The sequence below is a fragment of the Stenotrophomonas rhizophila genome (assembly GCF_007667275.1).
GTDB classification, from domain to species: Bacteria; Pseudomonadota; Gammaproteobacteria; order Xanthomonadales; family Xanthomonadaceae; genus Stenotrophomonas; species Stenotrophomonas maltophilia_AE.
Genome location: NZ_VDQT01000004.1, coordinates 351,570 through 372,340, shown reverse-complemented (window position 1 = coordinate 372,340; position 20,771 = coordinate 351,570). Strand labels below are relative to the sequence as shown.

Annotated in this window: 17 protein-coding genes; 7 read left to right on the top strand and 10 right to left on the bottom strand. The window is 64.7% G+C overall.

Translation table 11 applies throughout. The features are described 5' to 3' along the window. The first annotated feature begins 25 nt into the window (after window positions 1-25). The 3 genes from metE (at window position 26) to pncA (ending at window position 3,745) form a co-directional block, all read left to right on the top strand. The gene (metE, locus tag FSZ13_RS14695) at window positions 26-2,323 is read left to right on the top strand and encodes a 5-methyltetrahydropteroyltriglutamate--homocysteine S-methyltransferase (RefSeq protein ID WP_145480946.1); all 2,298 of its coding nucleotides are present in this window, start codon (window positions 26-28) and stop codon (window positions 2,321-2,323) included. A 66-nt stretch (window positions 2,324-2,389) separates the two neighbouring features. Continuing rightward, window positions 2,390-3,061 (top strand): epoxyqueuosine reductase QueH, encoded by a 672-nt coding sequence (locus FSZ13_RS14690; protein ID WP_095362649.1) that lies wholly within the window; start codon window positions 2,390-2,392, stop codon window positions 3,059-3,061. 57 nt (window positions 3,062-3,118) lie between these two features. Then, entirely contained in the window at window positions 3,119-3,745 is a 627-nt protein-coding gene (pncA, locus tag FSZ13_RS14685; protein WP_145480944.1) for a bifunctional nicotinamidase/pyrazinamidase, read from the top strand. 123 nt (window positions 3,746-3,868) lie between these two features. Here pncA and FSZ13_RS14680 read toward each other — a convergent pair whose 3' ends face one another. Further along, window positions 3,869-4,780: a CPBP family intramembrane glutamic endopeptidase gene (locus FSZ13_RS14680; protein WP_145480942.1), complete on the bottom strand. Its 912-nt coding sequence runs from the start codon at window positions 4,778-4,780 to the stop codon at window positions 3,869-3,871. A gap of 749 nt (window positions 4,781-5,529) precedes the next feature. Between FSZ13_RS14680 and FSZ13_RS14675 the strand changes: the two genes are divergently transcribed. Then, window positions 5,530-6,348 (top strand): hypothetical protein, encoded by an 819-nt coding sequence (locus tag FSZ13_RS14675; RefSeq protein WP_145480940.1) that lies wholly within the window; start codon window positions 5,530-5,532, stop codon window positions 6,346-6,348. 101 nt (window positions 6,349-6,449) lie between these two features. Here FSZ13_RS14675 and FSZ13_RS14670 read toward each other — a convergent pair whose 3' ends face one another. From FSZ13_RS14670 to FSZ13_RS14660, 3 genes are all read right to left on the bottom strand, one after another. Beyond that, window positions 6,450-7,112, bottom strand: a complete 663-nt coding sequence (locus FSZ13_RS14670) for a type 1 glutamine amidotransferase domain-containing protein (protein WP_145480938.1) — start codon at window positions 7,110-7,112, stop codon at window positions 6,450-6,452. Between the two features lie 31 nt (window positions 7,113-7,143). Continuing rightward, entirely contained in the window at window positions 7,144-12,744 is a 5,601-nt protein-coding gene (locus FSZ13_RS14665) for an autotransporter-associated beta strand repeat-containing protein (protein ID WP_145480937.1), read from the bottom strand. Window positions 12,745-12,993: 249 nt separating this feature from the next. Continuing rightward, entirely contained in the window at window positions 12,994-13,593 is a 600-nt protein-coding gene (locus FSZ13_RS14660) for a TetR/AcrR family transcriptional regulator (protein ID WP_095362551.1), read from the bottom strand. 75 nt (window positions 13,594-13,668) lie between these two features. Between FSZ13_RS14660 and bdcA the strand changes: the two genes are divergently transcribed. Both bdcA and FSZ13_RS14650 read left to right on the top strand, forming a co-directional pair. Further along, window positions 13,669-14,379 carry an SDR family oxidoreductase gene (gene bdcA / locus FSZ13_RS14655; protein ID WP_145480935.1) on the top strand — a complete coding sequence of 237 codons (711 nt, stop codon included), beginning with the start codon at window positions 13,669-13,671 and terminating at the stop codon, window positions 14,377-14,379. Between the two features lie 253 nt (window positions 14,380-14,632). After that, a complete protein-coding gene (locus FSZ13_RS14650; RefSeq protein ID WP_145480933.1) occupies window positions 14,633-15,076 on the top strand; it encodes a RidA family protein in 444 nt (147 codons plus the stop codon). 94 nt (window positions 15,077-15,170) lie between these two features. Here the strand turns inward: FSZ13_RS14650 and FSZ13_RS14645 are convergent, their stop codons facing one another. The 3 genes from FSZ13_RS14645 to FSZ13_RS14635 form a co-directional block, all read right to left on the bottom strand. Beyond that, on the bottom strand, window positions 15,171-15,647 hold the full coding sequence (locus tag FSZ13_RS14645) for a DUF1348 family protein (protein ID WP_025875918.1): 477 nt from the start codon (window positions 15,645-15,647) through the stop codon (window positions 15,171-15,173). A gap of 63 nt (window positions 15,648-15,710) precedes the next feature. Beyond that, the gene (locus tag FSZ13_RS14640) at window positions 15,711-16,280 is read right to left on the bottom strand and encodes a TetR/AcrR family transcriptional regulator (protein WP_145481200.1); all 570 of its coding nucleotides are present in this window, start codon (window positions 16,278-16,280) and stop codon (window positions 15,711-15,713) included. Window positions 16,281-16,389: 109 nt separating this feature from the next. After that, window positions 16,390-17,259 (bottom strand): SDR family oxidoreductase, encoded by an 870-nt coding sequence (locus tag FSZ13_RS14635; protein WP_145480931.1) that lies wholly within the window; start codon window positions 17,257-17,259, stop codon window positions 16,390-16,392. Between the two features lie 97 nt (window positions 17,260-17,356). On the opposite strand from FSZ13_RS14635, the gene FSZ13_RS14630 reads away from it, so the two are divergent. Next, on the top strand, window positions 17,357-18,253 hold the full coding sequence (locus FSZ13_RS14630; RefSeq protein ID WP_145480930.1) for a LysR family transcriptional regulator: 897 nt from the start codon (window positions 17,357-17,359) through the stop codon (window positions 18,251-18,253). A 93-nt stretch (window positions 18,254-18,346) separates the two neighbouring features. Here the strand turns inward: FSZ13_RS14630 and FSZ13_RS14625 are convergent, their stop codons facing one another. The 3 genes from FSZ13_RS14625 to FSZ13_RS14615 form a co-directional block, all read right to left on the bottom strand. After that, window positions 18,347-18,865, bottom strand: coding sequence for a hypothetical protein (locus tag FSZ13_RS14625; RefSeq protein ID WP_145480928.1), 519 nt, complete (start codon window positions 18,863-18,865; stop codon window positions 18,347-18,349). 58 nt (window positions 18,866-18,923) lie between these two features. Next, the gene (locus FSZ13_RS14620) at window positions 18,924-19,208 is read right to left on the bottom strand and encodes a hypothetical protein (protein WP_145480926.1); all 285 of its coding nucleotides are present in this window, start codon (window positions 19,206-19,208) and stop codon (window positions 18,924-18,926) included. 147 nt (window positions 19,209-19,355) lie between these two features. After that, complete coding sequence (locus FSZ13_RS14615) at window positions 19,356-20,597, bottom strand: ankyrin repeat domain-containing protein (RefSeq protein ID WP_145480924.1); 1,242 nt, start codon at window positions 20,595-20,597, stop codon at window positions 19,356-19,358. Window positions 20,598-20,771: the final 174 nt, after the last annotated feature.

The following is a 20,771-nucleotide window of genomic DNA, read 5'->3' as shown; positions in this document are numbered from 1 at the left end:
TGCCTACGCAATGAGGACACGTTCCATGACCACTGTTACCAACCTGGGTTTCCCCCGCATCGGCGCCAAACGCGAGCTCAAGCGCGCGCTGGAAGCGTTCTGGTCCGGCCAGAGCAGCGCGGAATCGCTGCAGGACACCGCCGCCAGCCTGCGGACCACGCACTGGCAACTGCAGCGCGAGGCCGGCGTGGATGTACCGCCCAGCAACGACTTCAGTCTGTACGACCAGGTGCTGGACGCCGCCTTCCTGTTCGACGCCATCCCGGCCCGCTACCGCGCGCTGGCCGATGCCGATCCGCTCACCGGCTACTTCGCGATGGCGCGTGGCCTGCAGCGCGATGGCATCGACCTGCACGCGCTGGAAATGACCAAGTGGTTCGACACCAACTACCACTACCTGGTGCCCGAACTGCAGGCCGGCCAGGGCTTCGCCCTGCGCGGCGACAAGCCGCTGGCCGAATACCGCCAGGCCAAGGCGCTGGGCATCGAAACCCGCCCGGTGCTGATCGGGCCGGTGACCTTCCTGCTGCTGTCCAAGACCACCGACGGCAGCCCGGCGCTGGACCTGCTGGACGCCCTGCTGCCGGTGTACGTGCAGCTCCTGGGCGAACTGCACGCCGCCGGCGCGCAGTGGGTGCAGCTGGATGAGCCGGCACTGGTGCAGGACCTCAGCCCGGAAGCGCGCGCCGCGTTTGAACACGCCTACGCCGTGCTGGCCGACGCCAGGCGCCCGAAGGTGCTGGTGGCCACCTACTTCGGCGCCCTGGACGACAACCTGGCGCTCGCCGCGTCGCTGCCGGTCGATGGCCTGCACGTGGACCTGGTGCGCGCACCGGAACAGCTGGATGCGGTGATCAAGACCCTGCCGGCGGGCCGCGTCCTATCAGCAGGGCTGGTCAACGGCCGCAACATCTGGCGCACCCACCTGGACAACGCACTGGTGCTGGCCCGCTACGCACATGGCCAGCTGGGTAGCGACTGCCTGTGGCTGTCCCCGTCCTGTTCGCTGCTGCACAGCCCGGTGGACCTCGCCCATGAAAGGAAGCTGGACGACGAACTGAAGGGCTGGCTGGCCTTCTCGAAGCAGAAGCTGGAGGAACTGCGCGTACTGGCCGACGCCATCGACGACCCGGCCCGCGCCGAGGCGCCGCTGGCCCTGTCGCGCGAGCGCATTGAATCGCGCCGACGCTCGGCACGCGTGCACAACCCCGCCGTCGCGGCGCGCCTGGCCGCCCTGACCCCGGCCGATGCGCAGCGCCACAGCCGCTATCCGCAGCGCCACCTGGCGCAGGCCGCGGCACTGAAGCTGCCGCGCTTCCCGACCACTACCATCGGTTCCTTCCCGCAGACGCTGGAGGTGCGCGAAGCGCGCGCACGCAACAAGTCCGGCACCCTGCCCGACGCCGACTACGACGCCTTCCTGGCCACCCAGACCGAGCACTGCGTGCGCATCCAGGAACAGATCGGGCTGGACGTGCTGGTGCACGGGGAGTTCGAGCGCAATGACATGGTGGAGTATTTCGGCGAGCAGTTGGACGGCTTCGCCTTCACCAAGAACGGCTGGGTGCAGAGCTACGGCTCGCGCTGCGTGAAGCCGCCGGTGATCTACGGCGATGTGACCCGCCCCCAGCCGATGACCGTGCGCTGGTCGCAGTACGCGCAGTCGCTCACCGACCGCCCCATGAAGGGCATGCTGACCGGCCCGGTAACGGTGCTGCAGTGGTCGTTCGTGCGCGATGACCAGGCCCGCGCCGATACCTGCCGGCAGATCGCGCTGGCGCTGCGCGATGAGGTACTGGACCTGGAGGCGGCCGGCATCGGCGTGATCCAGATCGACGAACCGGCCATCCGCGAAGGCCTGCCGCTGCGCCGCGCGCAGTGGCGCGAGTATCTGGACTGGGCGGTGGAAGCGTTCCGGATCAGCGCCAGCGGCGTGCGCGATGCCACCCAGATCCACACCCACATGTGCTACTCCGAGTTCAACGACATCATCCACTCGGTGGCGGCAATGGACGCCGATGTGATCTCCATCGAGACCTCGCGCTCGCGCATGGAACTGCTGGATGCCTTCGTGCGCTTCCAGTACCCCAACGAGATCGGGCCGGGCGTGTACGACATCCACTCGCCGCGCGTGCCGGACAAGGAGGAGATGCTCTCCCTGCTGCGCAAGGCCGCCGAGGTGCTGCGGCCCGAGCAGATCTGGGTCAACCCGGACTGCGGCCTCAAGACCCGCGGCTGGCCGGAGACGCGGGCTGCGCTGGAAGCGCTGGTAGCGGCGGCGCACCAGCTGCGCGCCGAGACCGCCGACGCCAACGCCGCCTGACCTTTCCACTGTTGCACAAGGACCCCGCTGCCGCCGTTGCCGGTCGCGGGGTCAATGGATTTCCGCATGACCGATTTCATCCGCCCCACCCTCACCCTGCCCGGCGGCCACGACAAGCTGCTGCTGCATTCCTGCTGTGCGCCCTGCTCCGGTGAGGTCATGGAAGCCATCACCGCCTCGGGTATCGACTACACGATCTTCTTCTACAACCCCAACATCCACCCGGCACGCGAGTACGAGCTGCGCAAGCAGGAGAACATCCGCTTCGCCGAACAGCATGGCGTGCCCTTCATCGACGCGGACTACGACACCGACAACTGGTTCGCGCGCGCCCGTGGCATGGAGAACGAGCCCGAGCGCGGCATCCGCTGCACCATGTGCTTCGACATGCGCTTCGTGCGCACCGCGCTGTACGCGCATGAGCATGGGTTTCCGGTGATCAGCAGTTCGCTGGGCATCTCGCGCTGGAAGGACATGAACCAGATCAACGACTGCGGCCACCGTGCTGCTGCCCACTACCCAGGCATCCAGTACTGGGACTACAACTGGCGCAAGGGCGGTGGTGCCGCGCGCATGGTGGAGATCAGCAAGCGCGAGCAGTTCTACCAGCAGGAGTACTGCGGCTGCGTGTACTCGCTGCGGGATGCCAACCGCCACCGGCGCGAGAACAACCGTGAGCGGATCAAGATCGGTCTGCTGTATTACGGCCAGGACAACGACACGCCCAAGGGCGATTGACGTACGCGCGGGGGGCCGCCACGCTGGTTGCCCCTCTTTCGTTGCGCTGGACCTGCCATGACCCCCCTGCCCGCCGATGTCGCCCTGCTGGTAATCGACCTGCAGCCGGACTTCATGCCCGGCGGCGCGCTGGCCTGCGAGGAAGGGGATGCGCTGGTGGCGCCGATTGCCGACCTGCTGGCAGAACGCCGCTACCGCACGGTGGTGGCAACCCAGGACTGGCACCCGGCTGACCATGCGTCGTTCGCCAGCCAGCATCCGGGCAAGCTCCCGTTCGAGACCATCCTGTTGCACGCGCAGCCGCAGACCTTGTGGCCGAACCACTGTGTGCAGGGCAGCGAGGGCGCCGTGCTGCACCCGGGCGTGGACTGGACCGTCGCCGACCTGATCCTGCGCAAGGGCACCCGCCGCGAGGTGGACTCCTACAGTGCCTTCCGCGAGAACCATGGGCCTGACGGCACCCGCCCGGCCACCGGCCTTGCCGGCTGGCTGCACGAGCGTGGCATCCGCGAGGTGCATGTGTGCGGATTGGCGCGCGATTACTGCGTGTTGTGGAGCGCGCAGGATGCGGTGAAGGCCGGCTTCCGGGTGAAGTTCCACTGGGAGCTGACGCGCCCGGTGACCGAGGCCAACGACGGGATGGTGCGCGAGGCGCTGGCCAAGGCCAAGATCGAGGTGATCTAACGCACGGGACTGGCACGCCGCCGAATGGACCTAGCCGATGACCCCGCATCCGGTAGGTCACGACCGTTGGTCGTGACGGACCATCAAGGGCCCGGGCGGGGCGATGCCGCCCGGGCAGTGGCGTTACCTGCTGGTCGGCGAGAAGTTCTGAGCTCCGCGCGTCTTTCGCCACTGGATCCACGCGATCGCCGCGACGAAGAAGACGCTGCACAGGTAACTGCCTTCCGGCCCTTGCGCGCCACCGGTCAGGGCGTCGGGACCATACGGGCGCAGCGCCACCAGTAGCGCCGGCAAGTGCGCATCCATGCCGGTGACGGGCAGTTCGAAGCCGGTCGCGAGCAACCAGTTCCACCCGGCGTGCCAGCCCATCACGCCCCAGATATTGCCGGTCCGCAGCGCCCAGGCGCAGGCGAACAGCGAGAACAGGAACGTGCCGAGCATGACCCGGGGCGGCTGGTGCGGACTGAAATGCAGGAAGCAGAAAACGAGCGATACCAGCAGCACTGCCACCGTGACATTGGTCTTGCGCGCAACCACCGACAACATCCAGCCGCGAAAGATGACTTCCTCCACGCTCGCCTGGAACATGAACCCCAATAGCAGCAGACCGATGTGCAGCAGACTGACGGGCGACCGCCAGGCCGGCCCCAGGTCTGCCGCCTGCATGCCGCCAGCCATCCAGATCGCGACTACGACCAGCGCGATCGTGCCGAATCCAACGGCTAGCCCGTGCAGGAAGGTTTTCAGCGGCGCCGGACCGGTCAGCCCGATACTCGCCAGCGAGCGCCCTTCGACGAAACGTACCCAGGCGAGCACGGCCGCCAGCGTCGGCGCGAAGCCGATCCACAGCAGCGCATGCAAGCCAGCGAGGCCGATTGGATCGCCGCGCGGCGTCGACCAATGCTGCGATTGCATCCACCCGTCCAGGGCGATCACCGGTGCCGCGTTGAACAGGATCATCAGGATCGGCGTCAGCCAGGCCCAGGGCAGCCAGCCGCGGGCCGGATCGGGCGAATACAGGTCAACGGGGGTCATGCGGGGCTCCAGGTCGACGTGATCGCCGCTGCAAGTTGCCATCCGCGCGGGGGTGCGGCAACCCGTTTGCGACCAAGCCACAGAAGCCGCCGATGAATCACCCGGATCGCCGACGAAATGTCGCTGAGTCGTCGCCGGTCGTGTCCGCTTTCGGGTGGCGGTTTCATATGTTCGATGAAACACAGACAGCTGCCGAAGCAGCCGGCGATGTGACGGAGAGGCGGCACGCTCCCCAGATGCGCGCATCAGCCGCTTCCATTAAGCGAGGGGCCGGGAAAAAGTAGGAACCCATCGCGGACAGCGCTTGCTCAAAGCTCACAGTTTGCGCTCTCATCCTTGAGGCATCCGCAATATTTCCTCACTACGTCTGCTGTCTGCTGGTTGGAACTGCGTCACACTTCTTGATTGCCGGATCTCTCAGATCCGCAATGAGCGGCTGCTCACCTCAGATCAAGAGGCGTATTGACTACGGCTTCCGCTTGAATATACTCCGCGACGAGCTGCGATCAGGCGCATCCAAGGACAGGGGTCAAACCGCTTAGCTAAGTGACAGGCCGTGACAAGGAAGGTCGGGTTGCATCAGGCATGGGGCAAGGTCGCTCCAGTCGCCTCCTTTCCCACTTGTCTTTTGCCTCATCGCTCATGCGGTGCGCTTTGCGCTACCGGCGAGAAGGGGCTGCCACTTGCGTCTACGGACAGCGAACGAATTAGAAGTTCAATCGACAAGGAGTAGTTAAGGAGTCGAATTGATGAAGAAGTTAGTTGTTGTGGGCGCAGTTTCGCTTGTCGCGATCTTCGGCGGGTGGCTTGTTTATAGCAGGACTGACCGGACGGCCCCAGCCAGTGGCGCTGCCCAATCGGACAGCGGCACGCTCGAAGAGTTCGCCGCTCGTGGCAAGGCCTTGACTGAGGCTGCAGGCAGTAAGAGCCTGACGCCAGGTCCTGTAAACACAAGCCAAGTGGATTCCTCCCAGCTGCCGAACGCTGATCCTCGACTGGTTGCGCTGTCCAAGGCTGAACTTGCCTGGCTTGAGAAGCACTATTACCCAACGCAGCGCGAGTTGGATGGCTTGGACGCCATGTCCATAGACGAACTTGGTCGGGCGGATGACCCCAAGTCGCGCACGCTGTACGGATTGGCCTTGATCAAGCGCGGAGAGGTGCCAGCGGCGATTGCTGCATTGAACAATGCCGCGTCGCAAGGGGCCGTCTACGCCTATGAGGAGGGCGCGATCGCTGAGCATGCAATGCTCAAAGAGCGTAACGGCGACCCGCAGACGGTGGACGCGATGCTTCGCGCAAAGCTAGAGGTGGCCCGGATGATGGGGGACCACAGGGTCGACTATCTGCTTGAGAAGTATCTTCCGAACCAGAGCTCGACCGATCCGGCGACTGTCCAAACATATACGACGGAGTTCATGCGCCAGTTGGGAAGTAACGCTCAGCTTCTTGGCGTTCCCGCTGCTGGTCCGGATCCAAGACCGAACCTTGACCAGTGGAACGACATCTCCAAGCTGGGTCAGTCCGCAGGCGCATCGACCCAGGTCGACGTGTACAGACGAGACTGAGCAACGCGATGCGACCGGCGACGAGGTTCGCGCGTAGGTAGAAACACCGAGGCTCCTGCCAGACTCTTTCATTAATAACGACTGCAGCATTTCCGCAGCCCTCAACCACCGGTCGGCGGGCCCTTGGGTACCGCGTCACCCTGCGCATCCAGCTGCTGCACGATCGCGGCAACCACGCCACGGGTAGATTCCCAGTTCATACCGGTAATGAGCCGCCCATCAGCTTCCACGTGGGACGTTCCGCGGGCACCGTGGCGGAACTGGCCATTGCTCTTGCGCAGCCGTTGTTCAATCGAGAACGGGAAAGTCCTGTAGTAGGCGGCCGCCATGTCCTCGAAGGCATCTGGATACCCGGTGACCCGCTTTCCTCCGACCAACGCCGAACCATCGGACAGGGTCAGGTTCACAAGCCCCGCGCTGCCGTGGCACACCGCCGAGACGATGCCACCCCGCTGCTCGTAGATGCGCACCGCCAGCGACTGCAGGCCAGGGTGCTCGGCAACGCCGTACATTGCCGCGCTGCCACCGATGTACATCAGCGCGGCGTAACCCGCCGGATCCACCTCGTCGGGCCGGCGCGTGTTGGCCAGGGCCCACATGAAGTCGGCGTTGTAGACCATCGCCTTGTGCTCGCGGTTGCGGGTATCGATGTAGGCCAGCGGCACCGCGCCGCCCTCGGGGCTGACGAACTGCACGCCATAGCCGGCCTCACGAAAAAGGCCGCGCACCCCAGTGGGCTGCGCGGCCTCGATTGCATGCCGCATCGGGAAGGCAGTGCCCTCCCGCTGCCTGGCATCACAGCGCGATGCGGATACCCGCGTTGACGCTGTTGTTCTCCACGCCCGACCCCTGCTCGGTGCTGACGCCACCGTAGAGGTAGGTCGACGCTCCCAGGCGCACGGTGCCCTGCAGCTGGGCCCGACCGAAGGCCTTGCCCGCTTCGGCGGCGGACAGGTCCACGCGCTGGCCGGCCAGTGCGGTGGTCACCGTGGCCTGGCGGGCCTGGCCGTGGTTGATGCCTGCCTGCAGACCGAACTGCCAGGTCCCGCGCGCTGCCAGCGGATCGTTCCGCAGCGAGCCGACCGACAGGCCGAGCGTGGCGCGGCTACCTTCCGCCTGGAGGCGTGCAACGTCCAGCGCCGCCAGCGAGTTACCCCCTTCGCGGTAGGCGTTGCGCTCAACCTTCTGCCAGTTGCCGCGCAGTGAGGGCTGCCAGCTCAGGCCTGCCGCGGTGAAGGGCAGGCTGACACCGGCGCTGGCCATGCGGGTAGTGCCCGAGGCCTTGCCGGAAAGCGGACCATCGGCACCCAGGGCGTCCGGACGCTGGCTTTCCCAGCGATCGGCCGAGTAGGACAGCATGCCGTCCAGCACCACCGCACCTGCCCTGGCCGCGCCATAGGCAAAGAACGCGTTGCTGTCGAGCGTGTTGTCCAGCGGGCTGCGCTCCAGTTCCGACGTCGTGCGACCCAGGCCGGCGCCCCACGCCACGTTGGAAGAGCGGTACACGTCGATACCGGCCGTGGCACGACGCTGGCGGGCATCGAAGCGGTCGGCGCTGGCATCCGCGTCCACCGACAGATCCCCGTAGCCGATGTTGGCCCACAGCAGCTGGTCGATACGCGTGCTGGAGGCATCCAGCAGCACACCCTGGCCCAGTCGACCGGTCACGTCGTCGGCCAGTGCGGTCGCATTGGACTGCGCCAGCGCGGCCAGCTTGGCGTGGCTCTCGCCGGTCAGGGCGGTCACCAGCACCGGCAGCGCCACCGCATCCTGCTGCCATACCGCGCGCAGCAGATCGGTCTGCTCGGCGGTGGTGGTGCCGGCGTCGCTGGCTTCCACCAATGCATCCAGTGCAGCCGCAGTGGCCAAGCCGTTGCCGTTGACCTTGCCCACCAGGTCAGCGCTGTAGGCCGTCGGTGTCACGTACAGATCGATGTCGAAACCGGTGGTGTAGTACACCTGGAAACGCGTGCGGGCGGCCAGGCCCTCGGTCGGCTGCAGGATCCTGTCGAAGGTACCGGTCACGCCGCCCTCGCCACTGACGATGCGGAACATGTCGCCCACCTTCGGGGTGAAGGTGTTGCCCGCATTACCACTGATGCCGCGCAGCAGGGGCTGCAGGGTGCCGTTGGCGACGAAGCGACCGGCCGCGCCGGACACCAGCAGGCGCGAGTAGTTGCCCGCGCCGGCGCCGGTGCCGTACCCGTCGATATCGATCTGCAGCGTGGCGTCGTCGGTCAGCGTGACCGTACCCGTCACTGCCAGCGTGCCCGGCGAGTTACCCGGGGCCAGCGTGCCATCGACGCGCATGTTGCCGGCGATGGTGCCCGTGCCACGCACCGTACCGTCACGTTCCACCTGCACATTGCTCATCAGCACGCCATTGGCACTGAGGGTGCCTTCGTTGACGCACGTGCCATTGGCCAGGACCGCGGTGCCTGCCATGTTCAGGCGACCCGCACCACTCTTGATGAAGCAGCCGGTGCTGCGCGAACCGTCCAGCATGCCGGTCAGCTGCGTGGTGGTGCCCGAGGCCACATCCAGAGTAGCCTCGCCCATCACGAGCAGCGGCTGCGTCACCTGGGCGTCGACCGTCGTGCGCAGGGTCGCGTCATTGATCGCTACGGCGCCGGAACCCAGCCCGCCAGCATGCGCCAGCACGACCGTGCCGCCACTGATCAGCGTGCCGCCTGCGTGGGTGTTGGCCGCGCCAAGCACCAGCGTGCCCTGGCCGTCCGCCACCAGGGTGCCGCCGCCGCTGATCGGGCCGTTGACCGTCAGGGTGCTGCCTTCACTGCTGCGCAGCGCGCCCACGCTGTCCAGCACCATCGAACGGCCGGTGGTCATCGACGAGGATGCCTGCAGGGTGCCGCCATTGAAGGTCAGGCCGCCCGTTGCATCGCCCAGGTTGCCATCGCTGCTGATGTTGAGCACGCCGCCATTGAGCGTGGTGCCACCGGTGTAGGTGTTCTGGCCCGACAGGGTCAGCTCGCCTTCGTTGACAGTGGTGCCACCGCTGTGGCTGACCGTACCGGTCAGCTCCAGGCCGCCTTCGCCGTTCTTGATCAAGCCACCGGTACCCGACACGTCGCCGCTGTTGGTCAGCGTGGTGTTGGTGTCGGTATTGAAGGTGCCGTCGCCCGCAAGGACCACGTCGCGATCGCTGTTGACGTCGCCGGTGGTGTGCAGGGTGCCGCCGTTGAAGGTAAGGCCGCCCGTTGCATCGCCCAGGTTACCGTCGCTGCTGACGTTGAGCACGCCGCCATTGAGCGTGGTGCCGCCAGTGTAGGTGTTCTGGCCCGACAGGGTCAGCTCACCTTCGTTGACGGTCGTGCCGCCGCTGTGGCTGACCGTACCGGTCAGGTCCAGGCCACCTTCGCCGTTCTTGATCAAGCCACCATTGCCCGACACGTCGCCGCTGTTGGTCAGCGTGGTGTTGGTGTCGGTGTTGAAGGTGCCGTCGCCCGCAAGGACCACGTCGCGATCGCTGTTGACGTCGCCGGTGGTGTGCAGGGTGCCGCCGTTGAAGGTCAGGCCGCCCGTTGCATCGCCGAGATTGCCGTCGCTGCTGATGTTGAGCACGCCGCCATTGAGCGTGGTGCCACCGGTGTAGGTGTTCTGGCCCGACAGGGTCAGCTCGCCTTCGTTGATGGTGGTGCCGCCGCTGTGGCTCACCGTACCGGTCAGGTCCAGGCCGCCTTCGCCGTTCTTGATCAGGCCGCCCGTACCGGACACATCGCCGCTGTTGGTCAGCGTGGTGTTGCTTTCGGTATTGAAGGTGCCGTCGCCGGCAAGGACCACGTCGCGATCACTGTTGACGTCGCCGGTGGTGTGCAGGGTGCCGCCGTTGAAGGTCAGCCCGCCTGCGGCATCGCCCAGGTTGCCATCGCTGCTGACGTTGAGCACGCCACCATTGAGCGTCGTGCCGCCGGTGTAGGTGTTCTGGCCCGACAGGGTCAGTTCGCCCTCGTTGACGGTCGTGCCGCCGCTGTGGCTCACCGTACCGGTCAGGTCCAGGCCGCCTTCGCCGTTCTTGATCAGGCCACCATTGCCCGACACGTCGCCGCTGTTGGTCAGCGTGGTGTTGGCATCGGTGGTGAAAGTGCCGTCGCCCGCAAGGACCACGTCTCGATCGCTGTTGACGTCGCCGGTGGTGTGCAGGGTGCCGCCATTGAAGGTAAGGCCACCCGTTGCATCGCCCAGGTTGCCATCGCTGCTGACGTTGAGCACGCCGCCGTTGAGCGTGGTGCCGCCGGTGTAGGTGTTCTGGCCCGACAGGGTCAGCTCGCCGTCATTCACCGTGGTGCCACCGCTGTGGCTCACCGTACCGGTCAGGTCCAGGCCGCCTTCGCCGTTCTTGATCAGGCCACCATTGCCCGACACGTCGCCGCTGTTGGTCAGGGTGGTGTCGGCATCGGTATTGAAGGTGCCGTCGCCCGCAAGGACGACGTCACGATCGCTGTTGACGTCGCCGGTGGTGTGCAGGGTGCCGCCATTGAAGGTCAGGCCGCCTGCGGCATCGCCGAGGTTGCCGTCGCTGCTGACGTTGAGCACGCCGCCGTTGAGCGTGGTGCCGCCGGTGTAGGTGTTCTGGCCGGACAGGGTCAGCTCACCTTCGTTGACGGTCGTGCCGCCACTGTGGCTGACCGTGCCGGTCAGGTCCAGGGCGCCTTCGCCGTTCTTGATCAGGCCGCCCGTACCGGACACATCGCCGCTGTTGGTCAGCGTGGTGTTGGTGTCGGTATCAAACGTGCCATTGCCCGCAAGGACGACGTCACGAGCGCTGTTGACGTCGCCGGTGGTGTGCAGCGTGCCGCCATCAAGCGTGAGCTTGCCTGCGGCGTCGCCCAGGTTTTCATCACTGCTTACCTGCAGCACGGCGTTGTTGCTGACCGAGGTACCGCCAGCGTAGGTGTTGTTACCCGAGAGCACCTGCGTGCCGCCCTTGATGGCGACGTCACCCTGCCCGCCGATGGTGCCTTCGAACTCGTCGTTGGCATCGGTGATGGACAGCGTGTTGTTGCCCAGCGCCACATCACCCTTGCCGTCCAGCGAGGTGATGTTCACGACGGGACCGGCCTGGGTCACGTCCAGCGTACCGTCGATCACGAGCTTCTTCGACTTGTCGATGGAACCATTGCCGGACAATGCCAGCGTGGCGTTCTCGTCGACTTCGGTGGTACCGGTGTAGCCGTTGGTGTTGGTCAGCGTGACCGAACCGCCGTTGCCGCTGTTCTTCACGATCAGCGAGCCAGGGACGCCATTGGTGGCGTCGTCGATCTTGCCGGTGAACGTCGAGTCGTGGCCGTTCTGATCGATGGTGCCGGGCTTGTCGTCGATCTTGAAGTCGACATCCACGTTGGTGTCCTTGTCGACCACCAGCGTACCGCCCTCGAACGAGGCCTCGTCTTCGTTGCCCAGCTCATCGGTGCCCTTGGGCCCATCAATGACGATCGGGCCGGTCGGGGTCGTCGGCGTGGTCGGCGTGGTCGGCGCTCCGCTGCCCGGATTGGGCGCGACCGGACCGAAGGGCACGCCCTTGTCGAATGTCAGGCCCGGCGCTTGGTCGACGAACAGCACGGGGCTGTACGCCGTGTCCTTCAGATTCAGTGACAAGAACCCCAGGCGGTATGTGCCTGCCGTGCTGACCTGGTACGTTGCGACCTGCCAGCCGGTCGCACCATAACTGCCGGTGGAGTAGCTGCCCGTGCCGAGGTTGGTTGCACCCAGCAGCGCGTACTGCGCGTTCTGGTTGTTCACCGTCGCGAACACCGAGGCGTCGCCGAGGTTGATCAGCGAGGTCAGCGAGGCATCGTTGAACGGCTCGTAGTCGGTCGAGACGTACTGCCACGCCATGCTGAAGTAGTCCCCCGCAGCGAGGGTCAGGTCCTGATACAGCCACGATGCATTCCTGGGCGCCCCGGCCATCGTGCTTTCCACCAGCGCACTGCTCGCAGCGTTCAGCCCAAGTGCGGCTGCAGCCGTGGCGAACGTGTCCGAGCCATTACCCGCCTGCAATGAGGCCATGTTGTTGCCGAAGGGCGTCACCGTCCAGGTATGGCTGCCGTTGTCAGCCTCGAAATCGGTCATGCCGGTGACCACCGCGGCGCCGACACCAGTGGTGCCATAACTGGTAGAGCCCTGGGTGCCGGTCTTGGAGTACGTCCAGCCGCTAAGCGTGCCGGTTTCGAACCCGATGTTGGTGATGTCCACCGCCGCCATCGCGGAGGGACCGTACAACGCCAGCGCGGTCATCAGGCTCAGGGCCGCCAGCGGGCCGGTGGTCAAGCGGTTGGCCGTGCGGCGGGTGCGGCCACGTGCGGCCGTGCCGAATTCGGAGGTCACAACCCACTGACCCACGGCCTTGCTCCATACCACCTTGAATACTTTGTTCATTCCTTGGTCCCCTGATGACGCAATTGTTTAAAAAACGTGAAAGTGTGCCGTGCATCACATCATCGGCATCAGGGGACCAATCTTTAGTTTTTCCTGCAGATGCCCGGCGCCATCCGTGAATGGTTAAGTAAAACAGCAACTTGGAGGCGCTCGCGGCCTGGCGCCATCGACCTCGAAGGTGATTTCGGCCCATGAAAAAGGGCCGCACGAAGCGACCCTATGACATGCACGGTCACGTACCAGCGGCGGCTACCCGGGGCCGGCCATCGCCCGCTCCAACCCCCCAACCGCCAGCCGCGCGGACTCCAGCAGCCGGGCATGGTCATGCCCTCGGCGCGCATTCGTGGACAGCCCCATCATCACCGTGGTCATGTAGTCCATCACCCGGTCAGCGGCTTCCGGGTGGCGCGCCGCTACGAAGTCACGGATCGCCGCTTCAGCGCCGACCAGGAACACCATGGCCGCCCGCTTGGCGTCCTCATCGATGGACTGCACCCCTTCAATGACCATGCACCCGGACGCGCCCGACTTGCCGGCGTATCGGCATGCAGCTTCCTCAAGCACGGCGGCCAGGCAGTCGATGACGGGCCGGGCCGGATCCAGCAGTTGCCGCAGCGGGATTGCCCCGTCGCATGCATACCGGTCGAGTACCCGGCCAAACAGCTCCGCCTTGCTGCCAAAGGCGGCGTAGAAGCTGGGCGGATTGATCCCCAAGGTGCCGGTGATGTCCGCCACGCTGACGTCGTCATAGCTGCGCGCATGGAACAGCTGCTGCGCGGTGGCCACGGCAGCGTCGGGGTCGAACGCCCGGGGCCGACCGCGGGGTCGAGATTTTTTTGTATCGACCACTATTAAATTCCTTGACAGGTGCCGAATGCCATTTCTATAGTGGATGCTACATTACTCACTCAGGCGTGTCCAACAATGGCTTTTGAGAACAAGAAGGTGCTGGTACTGGGCGGCAGCCGCGGCATCGGCGCGGCGATCGTGCGCCGCTTCGTGGCGGACGGAGCTTCAGTGACCTTCACCTACAGCGGGTCCCCGGATGCGGCGCATGCGCTGGCCGCGGAAACCGGGGCGACGGCCGAGAAGACCGACAGCGCGGACCGTGACGCGGTGATCGCACGCGTCCGCCACACCGGTCCGCTGGACGTGCTGGTGGTGAACTCGGGCATCGCGATCTTCGGCGATGCGTTGGAGCAGGACCCCGACGCCGTGGATCGTCTGCTGCGCATCAACGTGCATGCGCCGTACCACGCCTCCGTCGAGGCGGCGCGCACGATGGGCGATGGCGGTCGCATCATCGTGATCGGCTCGGTGAACGGCGACAGGATGCCGGTGCCGGGCATGGCGTCCTACGCGGTGAGCAAGTCCGCGTTGCAGGGGCTGGCACGCGGCCTGGCACGCGACTTCGGGCCGCGCGGCATCACGATCAACATCGTTCAGCCCGGCCCCATCGATACGGATGCCAATCCCGAGGATGGTCCCATGAAGGATCTGATGCACAGCTTCATGGCGATCAAGCGTCACGGTCGCCCGGAGGAAGTGGCAGGCATGGTGGCCTGGCTGGCCGGGCCAGAGGCAAGCTTCGTGACTGGCGCGATGCACACGATCGATGGTGCGTTTGGGGCTTGATGCGCGCACGCTGTTGGCGAGGCGCACTGAGTCGAAATGACCAGACGCTGCGGCATTGATGGACAGCGCTTGGGTACCAGGGCGCGGCATTTGGGCCTGCGACGATCATCGCTTGCCCCTCCCGCCCGTATCCGCTTTCGGCCAGAAGCGGACGCCAGCGGCCTATGCAGCTGCTCCTGCATTACCCTTTCGGGGCAGGCGCGCGGCCATGCCTACCGGCAGACTGGCGTCTTCACTCTGGGAAGAAAGCGAAATGAGCACCTCCAACCGCAAGACGGCCAGCTTCGGCGTGCCGTGGGAATCGGCCTATGGTTACGTGCAGGCCGTGCGCGTGAACAATTCGATCTTCGTGTCGGGCCAGCTCTCACACACGCCGGAGGGACAGCTGGTAGCCCCAGCAGCTCTGGGTGCAGACGGAAAGCCTGCCAACTTCGACACCATGGAGGCGCAGATGAAGCGCACCTATGAGAACGCCGAAGTGTTGTTGGCCGAGCTGGGCGGATCGCTGGCAGATGTGGTGGAGGAAACTCTTTTCGTAATCGATGTGCCGGCCGCGTTCGCCGCCAGCGGCAAGGTCAGGCCCGCCGTCTATGGCCAGCCTGTTCCCCAGGTGGCCAGCAACCTCATCGGGGTTTCAGCGCTCGCCTTCCCCGAACAGTTGATCGAGATCGCGTTCCGCGCTGAAGTGCAGTCGTAGCCCGACCCCTGAAGCGAAGGAGCACCCCGGCGCTGACATGGAAGGCCCGCGGGCGCATTCACGCCCGCGGGTCTTCCTCACGTTGGCTCCCAGCTTACATACCCAGGTCGGACAGCCCCGGGTGATCATCCGGGCGGCGCCCCAGGGGCCAGTGGAACTTGCGTTCGCTGTCCTTGATGGGCATGTCGTTGATGCACGAGAAGCGGCGCTCCATCAGACCGTCCGCGCCGAATTCCCAGTTCTCGTTTCCATAGGAGCGGAACCAGTTTCCAGAGTCGTCGCGCCATTCATAGGCGTAGCGCACGGCAATGCGGTTGCCGGTGAATGCCCACAACTCTTTGATCAGCCGGTACTCAAGCTCTTTCTTCCACTTTCGGGCAAGAAACTGCCGGGCTTCCTCGCGGCCGTTGGTGAACTCGGCGCGGTTTCGCCACTGGGTGTCGAGCGAATAGGCAAGCGCCACTTTGTCGGCATCGCGGGAATTCCAGCCATCTTCTGCCAAGCGAACCTTCTGGATCGCCGATTCGAGAGTGAACGGGGGAAGGGGGGGACGGGGTGCTTCTGCGGACACGGTGGGGCCTCCAATGGAAATGGATGAACGGGGTACTGCGGCGGGATTTCGGTTACTGCGGCGTTAGCGCGTGGCTTGCTTCAACAACACCTGGGCAACATCCCTTGCGGTGTCTGCGGCGTCGTAGTCACCCATCACGCGCGATACGGTGATGGCGCCTTCCATCAGAACCAGCAGCTGCCGCGCCAGAACGGCCGGCTGCGCGATGTTCAGTTGCCCGGTGAGCTCCAGCGTGTAATCGAGCAGTTTCTGTTTGTGGTGCTTGGCGATCATGCGGATCGGGTCGTGGGAATCGCCGACCTCGCCTGCCGTGTTGATGAAGGCACAGCCGCGATAGCCCTCGGACTCGAACCAGCCTTTGAGCACCGTGAACATGCCCAGGATGCGCGCTTCCGGGCTGCCGGCCTTGTCGCATTCCTGCCTGAACCAATTGAGCCAGCGCACGTCCCGCGCGTTCAACGCGGCTGCGGCAACCTGGTCCTTGTTTTCAAAGTGTCGGTAAATGCTCTTGCGCGCAACGCCTGAGGTCTTCACCAGCAGATCCATGCCGGTGGCATGTATTCCGTTCTGGTAAATCAGCGCCTCCGCCGTGTCCAGGATCTTCAGTCGGGTGTCGGTCGTTGTCTTATCCATGGCGCCAAGGTAGAACGATCGTTCTACCTTGTCAACCATCGCGTGCATCCAGAAGGCGAAGGCCGAGGCTCCAAGGGCTGGCTGTTCAACCGCTGCCCAGGCTCGGCCTTCAGCCCGCTGACGCATGCTCCGCCGCAAACGCGGCGTACGTACGCAACGGCCGACCCAGCAACTGCATCAACCGCTCCACGTCACCCGCGCCCGGCAGCATGCCGTCGCTGATGAAACGCTCGGCCATCTGTCGCATGTCGTAGGCCATCCACGCCGGCATGAACTGGCGCAGGTTCTGCTCGAAAGCGGCCGTGTCATCACCGCCGTACGCGATCGGGCGGTTCAGCACATCGCTCCAGATTGCGGCCACCTTTTCTCCGGTGAGTGCTTCCGGGCCCACCAGATTGAGTCGGGTCAGTGCGCTGTTGTCCGGCGCCTGTTCGCGGTTGAGCAGTTCGATGGCGGCGATCTCGGCGATGTCGCGGGTGTCGATCATCGCCAGCCCCTTGCTGCCAATCGGCATGGGGTACACACCGTAGCCCTGCACCACGTCCTTGATGGTCAGGTCGTTATCGATGAAATAGGCCGGGCGCAGGATCGTGGCGCTGAAGCCCATCTGCTCGATCATGCGCTCCACGCCGAACTTGCCCGCGAAGTGCGGCACGTTGACGTAGCGGTCGCTGTGGATCACCGACAGGTACACCACGCGCTTCACCCCGGCCTCGCGGGCGACGTTGAGGGTGATGAGTGCCTGGGTGAATTCGTCGGCGACCACGGCGTTGAGCAGGAACAGCGTGGAGACGCCCTTCAGCGCTTGGCGGAGGGCATCGACATCCAGCATGTCGCCCTGCACCAGCTCCACGGTGGCGGGCAGGTTGGCGGTGGCCGGGGTGCGGACCAGTGCGCGAACGCTTGCGCCGCGCTGGATGAGGTGCTGGACGACCTGACGGCCGATGGTGCCAGTGGCGCCGGTAACAAGAATGGTCATGGGGTACTCCGGGTAGGTGGTGAGGCCTCATGGTTGTTGATCCGCGTGCGGGCCGATAGCCCATATAGTTGGACCACCTGTCTCGCTGGTGGAACACATGGACCTGCTGGCCTTGGCCGACTTCAACCTGGTGGCGCGCCACGGCGGATTTGGCCGTGCCGCGCGCGCAGCGGACCGCCCGAAGGCAACACTCTCGCGCCGCGTGGGTGAGCTGGAGGCCAGCCTGGGGGTGCGGCTGTTCGAGCGTGGCTCGCACACGCTGAAGCTCACCGAGGAAGGTCGGGCGCTGTTCGAGCGCACCGAGACGCTGCTTACCGAACTGGACGAAGCGGCCGCGTCCATTGCCTCAGGTGGCGACACGCCCCGTGGGCGTCTGCGCGTGAGTGCACCGATGCTGTTCTCGCAGATGGCGCTGGGCAGGATTGCAGCCGAATTCGTAAAGCGCTACCCACAGGTGCGGCTCGATGTCACCACCGAAGACCGCGCCGTGGACATGGTGGAAGAAGGCTATGACCTGGTGATAAGGGTCAATCCGGATCCGGATGAGCGGCTGGTGGGGCGGGTGCTGATCCGGGACCGCCTGGTGGCGGTGGCGCACCCGGACCTGCCCCTGCCCGCGATGGGCGAGACGGCGCCTGCGGTGTTCCGTCCGTCCAGCAATGCCACCGGCTGGGACGTGGTGACGCCGCGTGGCGAGATGCGTATCGCGGTGGATCCGGTGCTGCGCCTGGGCGCACTGACCATGGTGCGCGATGCCGTTCGTGCAGGTACCGGCGCGGCGATGCTGCCCTTCTCGCTGGTTGCCGACGATCTCAGGGAGGGCACATTGGTGTCGTGGGGAGATGCGAAGGCGCCGCCCATCGAGATATGGGCGCTGTACCCGTCGCGACGGCTGCTCAGCTCAAGGGTGTCGGCGCTGCTCGACCTGCTCAAGGAATGCTTTCCCGAGGGTCAGGCGGAGGAGCTGGCCGCGTTCGCGGGCTGGGGCCGCTGAGGGCCAGCAGCGCACGTTCGTGAGTCGGGAACCAAGCCGGCCTGCGGAGCGGCTTCGGCTTGAATGAATTGTTAGGCCGAGACCTGCCAATCATTAATGACTGATAGTGACTCTAGCCCTATAAATCTGCGTTGTTGCTGGCGCCGTGAATTGGACAACAACAGCCTTGGCCGGATCTGTTGCAGCGAGATCGGTCAAACTTGAGCGACATCCAGCTGCGTCCTGCCCAGCTTGCACCGGGTACTCAAATGTAAGCATGTATTGGCCAGCCTTCTCAGGGTTGAAGGTCAGTGCCACGCCGCATTCTTGAACTTGACCAAAGCTTGACTCCATGGTGTGCATGACAAGCTGGATCTTGCGACCAGAGCGAAGCATGACAGTCTGATCTTTGCTTTTGGTCCGGAACTTAATTATTCCGAGCATCTCTCCTGCAGGATTGTCTGTGAAGTCCCACACAGTAAGATTGGACCATTCGTCCAGCCCTCTCTTTTCCTGCAGCCAAGGGACTGAAACTTGAACTCGTGTGTCGGCGTCCGACGGCGCGGTATAGCGCTTTGCGGCGACCGCGGGCCCTGCCAGCAAAATCAGTACCAATAAGACCCAATAGCGCATTTGATTTCTCTTTGAGGAGGTTCCATAAGTGTCAAATCACTTATGAGGCAGTACCAGATCAGTCCCACACCAAACGCAATGGCAAGGCGACCTTGCTGGCATCAACGTCCATGCATTCTCCATGGTCGCCCAAGAACAAAAATCGATTGAAACCGGTCGCCGCAAAGAGTGCGTCGCCAACTTCGGCATACTGTGCCGGCGGGAGGATCAACAAAACCTGCTCTGCGGTCAAGCCGGCCAGCTTCATCAGCCTGGCTGCATCTGAATCGGAGATCAGCTGGGGATCGCGCGGCGTGCCGTAGGACCATCCGGAGTAGCCGTTGTGGACGAAGTACCTGGACATTGATTCCCCCTTTAGACATTGACTCCCCTAGGAACCGACGGTGCACAGCGGCGATGCTGCGCAGCCTGTAAGGATGGGCCGATAGCGAAAGCTAGCACCGGCCGGAGCGCCGTGAAAGCAGGGAGGCCCGCTTACGGCCACAAGCGGTCATCCAGGCGATTGAAGCATCGCGAGAATGTCATTCCGGCCTCGGCCTTCCGCCAGCGACCGAGGAGTATGCCCTTCGGCATCGACGTCAACGGTCGCGCCTCTATCCAACAGCAAGCGCACGATGTCGGCGAGCCCCATTTCGGCCGCGCGATGTAATGCCGTGAAGCCGCGCCCGTCTCGTGCGTTCGCATCGGCGCCTCGATCGAGAAGCAGCGTGGTACTTTCCACGCTGGCGGCCTGTACTGCGTTCATCAGTGGCGTTGCACCCTGATCGGAGCGCACGTCGACGGACGCACCGCGGTCTAGCAGCATGCTGATAATCGCGCCGTCTTGAGCGGCGAGCGCCCAATGTAGCGGAGCCAGCCCGTCGGCTGCCAACGCATCGATTGGCGTTCCTGATCGCAGGCAGGCGTCGACTGCTTCGGGCTGCCCACGCGCAACGGCAATGTGCAACAGCGAATGAGTCCGTAACGGACGCTCGGGATCGGGTCGGGTAAAGGAGCACGGCGTCGCGAGCTGCGCGAGATTGCCGAACGCAGACATGCACCACATGGCTGCGGCCTTCAGGTCCGCCTCGATGCCGGGCGGTAGGGGCGCTGGGTAGATAGCGCCGAGTACATGGCTGCGCAGAAGGTAGTCGAGTCCCCTGACCGTGAACTCGGGCGTCTCGTCAGTAGCACACAAAGTGCCGCGGATACGGGTGATCTCGATATGACGATCATGCGTTTCCACACGCGCGACCAGCATCACGGCGCGTGTCCAGCTGCGCACAGCGATGATCTCACCATGATGAAAGAAAAGTGCCCACTTGTGCTCCATAGCCCGCGGCGCGAACAATACGCCATCGGACAACACCTGGTCGACGGGAAAGCTCAGTGAAGTCTCAACGTTGCGTTCGGTAACGGGTGTCTTCCCGATGAAGCCAGTGCCGTCATCCTGCTCGAACGACATCGCATTCGCCGCGCATTGTGGATCCTGGCTCGTGGACAACATGGTCAGGGTTACGGGCCGTACGTCGAGCACGCGGACGCCCCAAGGATTGTCCGTCGCTTCAATCCAGTTCAAGTCGGGCACTTGCGGTGCGGGCTTGTCTTCCGTTCGGGTTGGTGCTGACGTCGGGACGGGCGTGGTTGGCTTGCCTTGGCTGCCAAATATTCCTTTGAGCCTTTCCCACACCATGATCCGATTCCAAATCGCCTTAATATTGGAGCTTTTAGCCGATTCAGAGTTCGCTTTCAAGCTTTGAAACCGTCGGCTGCGAGTCACCGCTTTGGGTCGGTAGCCGACATCACCATCCTTCCCGGCGGTCGGACTCGGCACGGTGTCCGCTTCCGGCCAGAAGCGGACGTTGGCGTGCTAGCTGTCGGACGGCGGCTTAGCCGCCCCATCAGGCTCTCGAAGGCCGGCTCGGAT

Coding starts and splice junctions, on each gene's coding strand:
- metE (WP_145480946.1), top strand. CDS start 26: ATGACCACTGTTACCAACCTGGGTTTCCCCCGCATCGGCGCCAAACGC.
- FSZ13_RS14690 (WP_095362649.1), top strand. CDS start 2,390: ATGACCGATTTCATCCGCCCCACCCTCACCCTGCCCGGCGGCCACGAC.
- pncA (WP_145480944.1), top strand. CDS start 3,119: ATGACCCCCCTGCCCGCCGATGTCGCCCTGCTGGTAATCGACCTGCAG.
- FSZ13_RS14680 (WP_145480942.1), bottom strand. CDS start 4,780: ATGACCCCCGTTGACCTGTATTCGCCCGATCCGGCCCGCGGCTGGCTG.
- FSZ13_RS14675 (WP_145480940.1), top strand. CDS start 5,530: ATGAAGAAGTTAGTTGTTGTGGGCGCAGTTTCGCTTGTCGCGATCTTC.
- FSZ13_RS14670 (WP_145480938.1), bottom strand. CDS start 7,112: ATGCGGCATGCAATCGAGGCCGCGCAGCCCACTGGGGTGCGCGGCCTT.
- FSZ13_RS14665 (WP_145480937.1), bottom strand. CDS start 12,744: ATGAACAAAGTATTCAAGGTGGTATGGAGCAAGGCCGTGGGTCAGTGG.
- bdcA (WP_145480935.1), top strand. CDS start 13,669: ATGGCTTTTGAGAACAAGAAGGTGCTGGTACTGGGCGGCAGCCGCGGC.
- FSZ13_RS14650 (WP_145480933.1), top strand. CDS start 14,633: ATGAGCACCTCCAACCGCAAGACGGCCAGCTTCGGCGTGCCGTGGGAA.
- FSZ13_RS14640 (WP_145481200.1), bottom strand. CDS start 16,280: ATGGATAAGACAACGACCGACACCCGACTGAAGATCCTGGACACGGCG.
- FSZ13_RS14635 (WP_145480931.1), bottom strand. CDS start 17,259: ATGACCATTCTTGTTACCGGCGCCACTGGCACCATCGGCCGTCAGGTC.
- FSZ13_RS14630 (WP_145480930.1), top strand. CDS start 17,357: ATGGACCTGCTGGCCTTGGCCGACTTCAACCTGGTGGCGCGCCACGGC.
- FSZ13_RS14625 (WP_145480928.1), bottom strand. CDS start 18,865: ATGCGCTATTGGGTCTTATTGGTACTGATTTTGCTGGCAGGGCCCGCG.
- FSZ13_RS14620 (WP_145480926.1), bottom strand. CDS start 19,208: ATGTCCAGGTACTTCGTCCACAACGGCTACTCCGGATGGTCCTACGGC.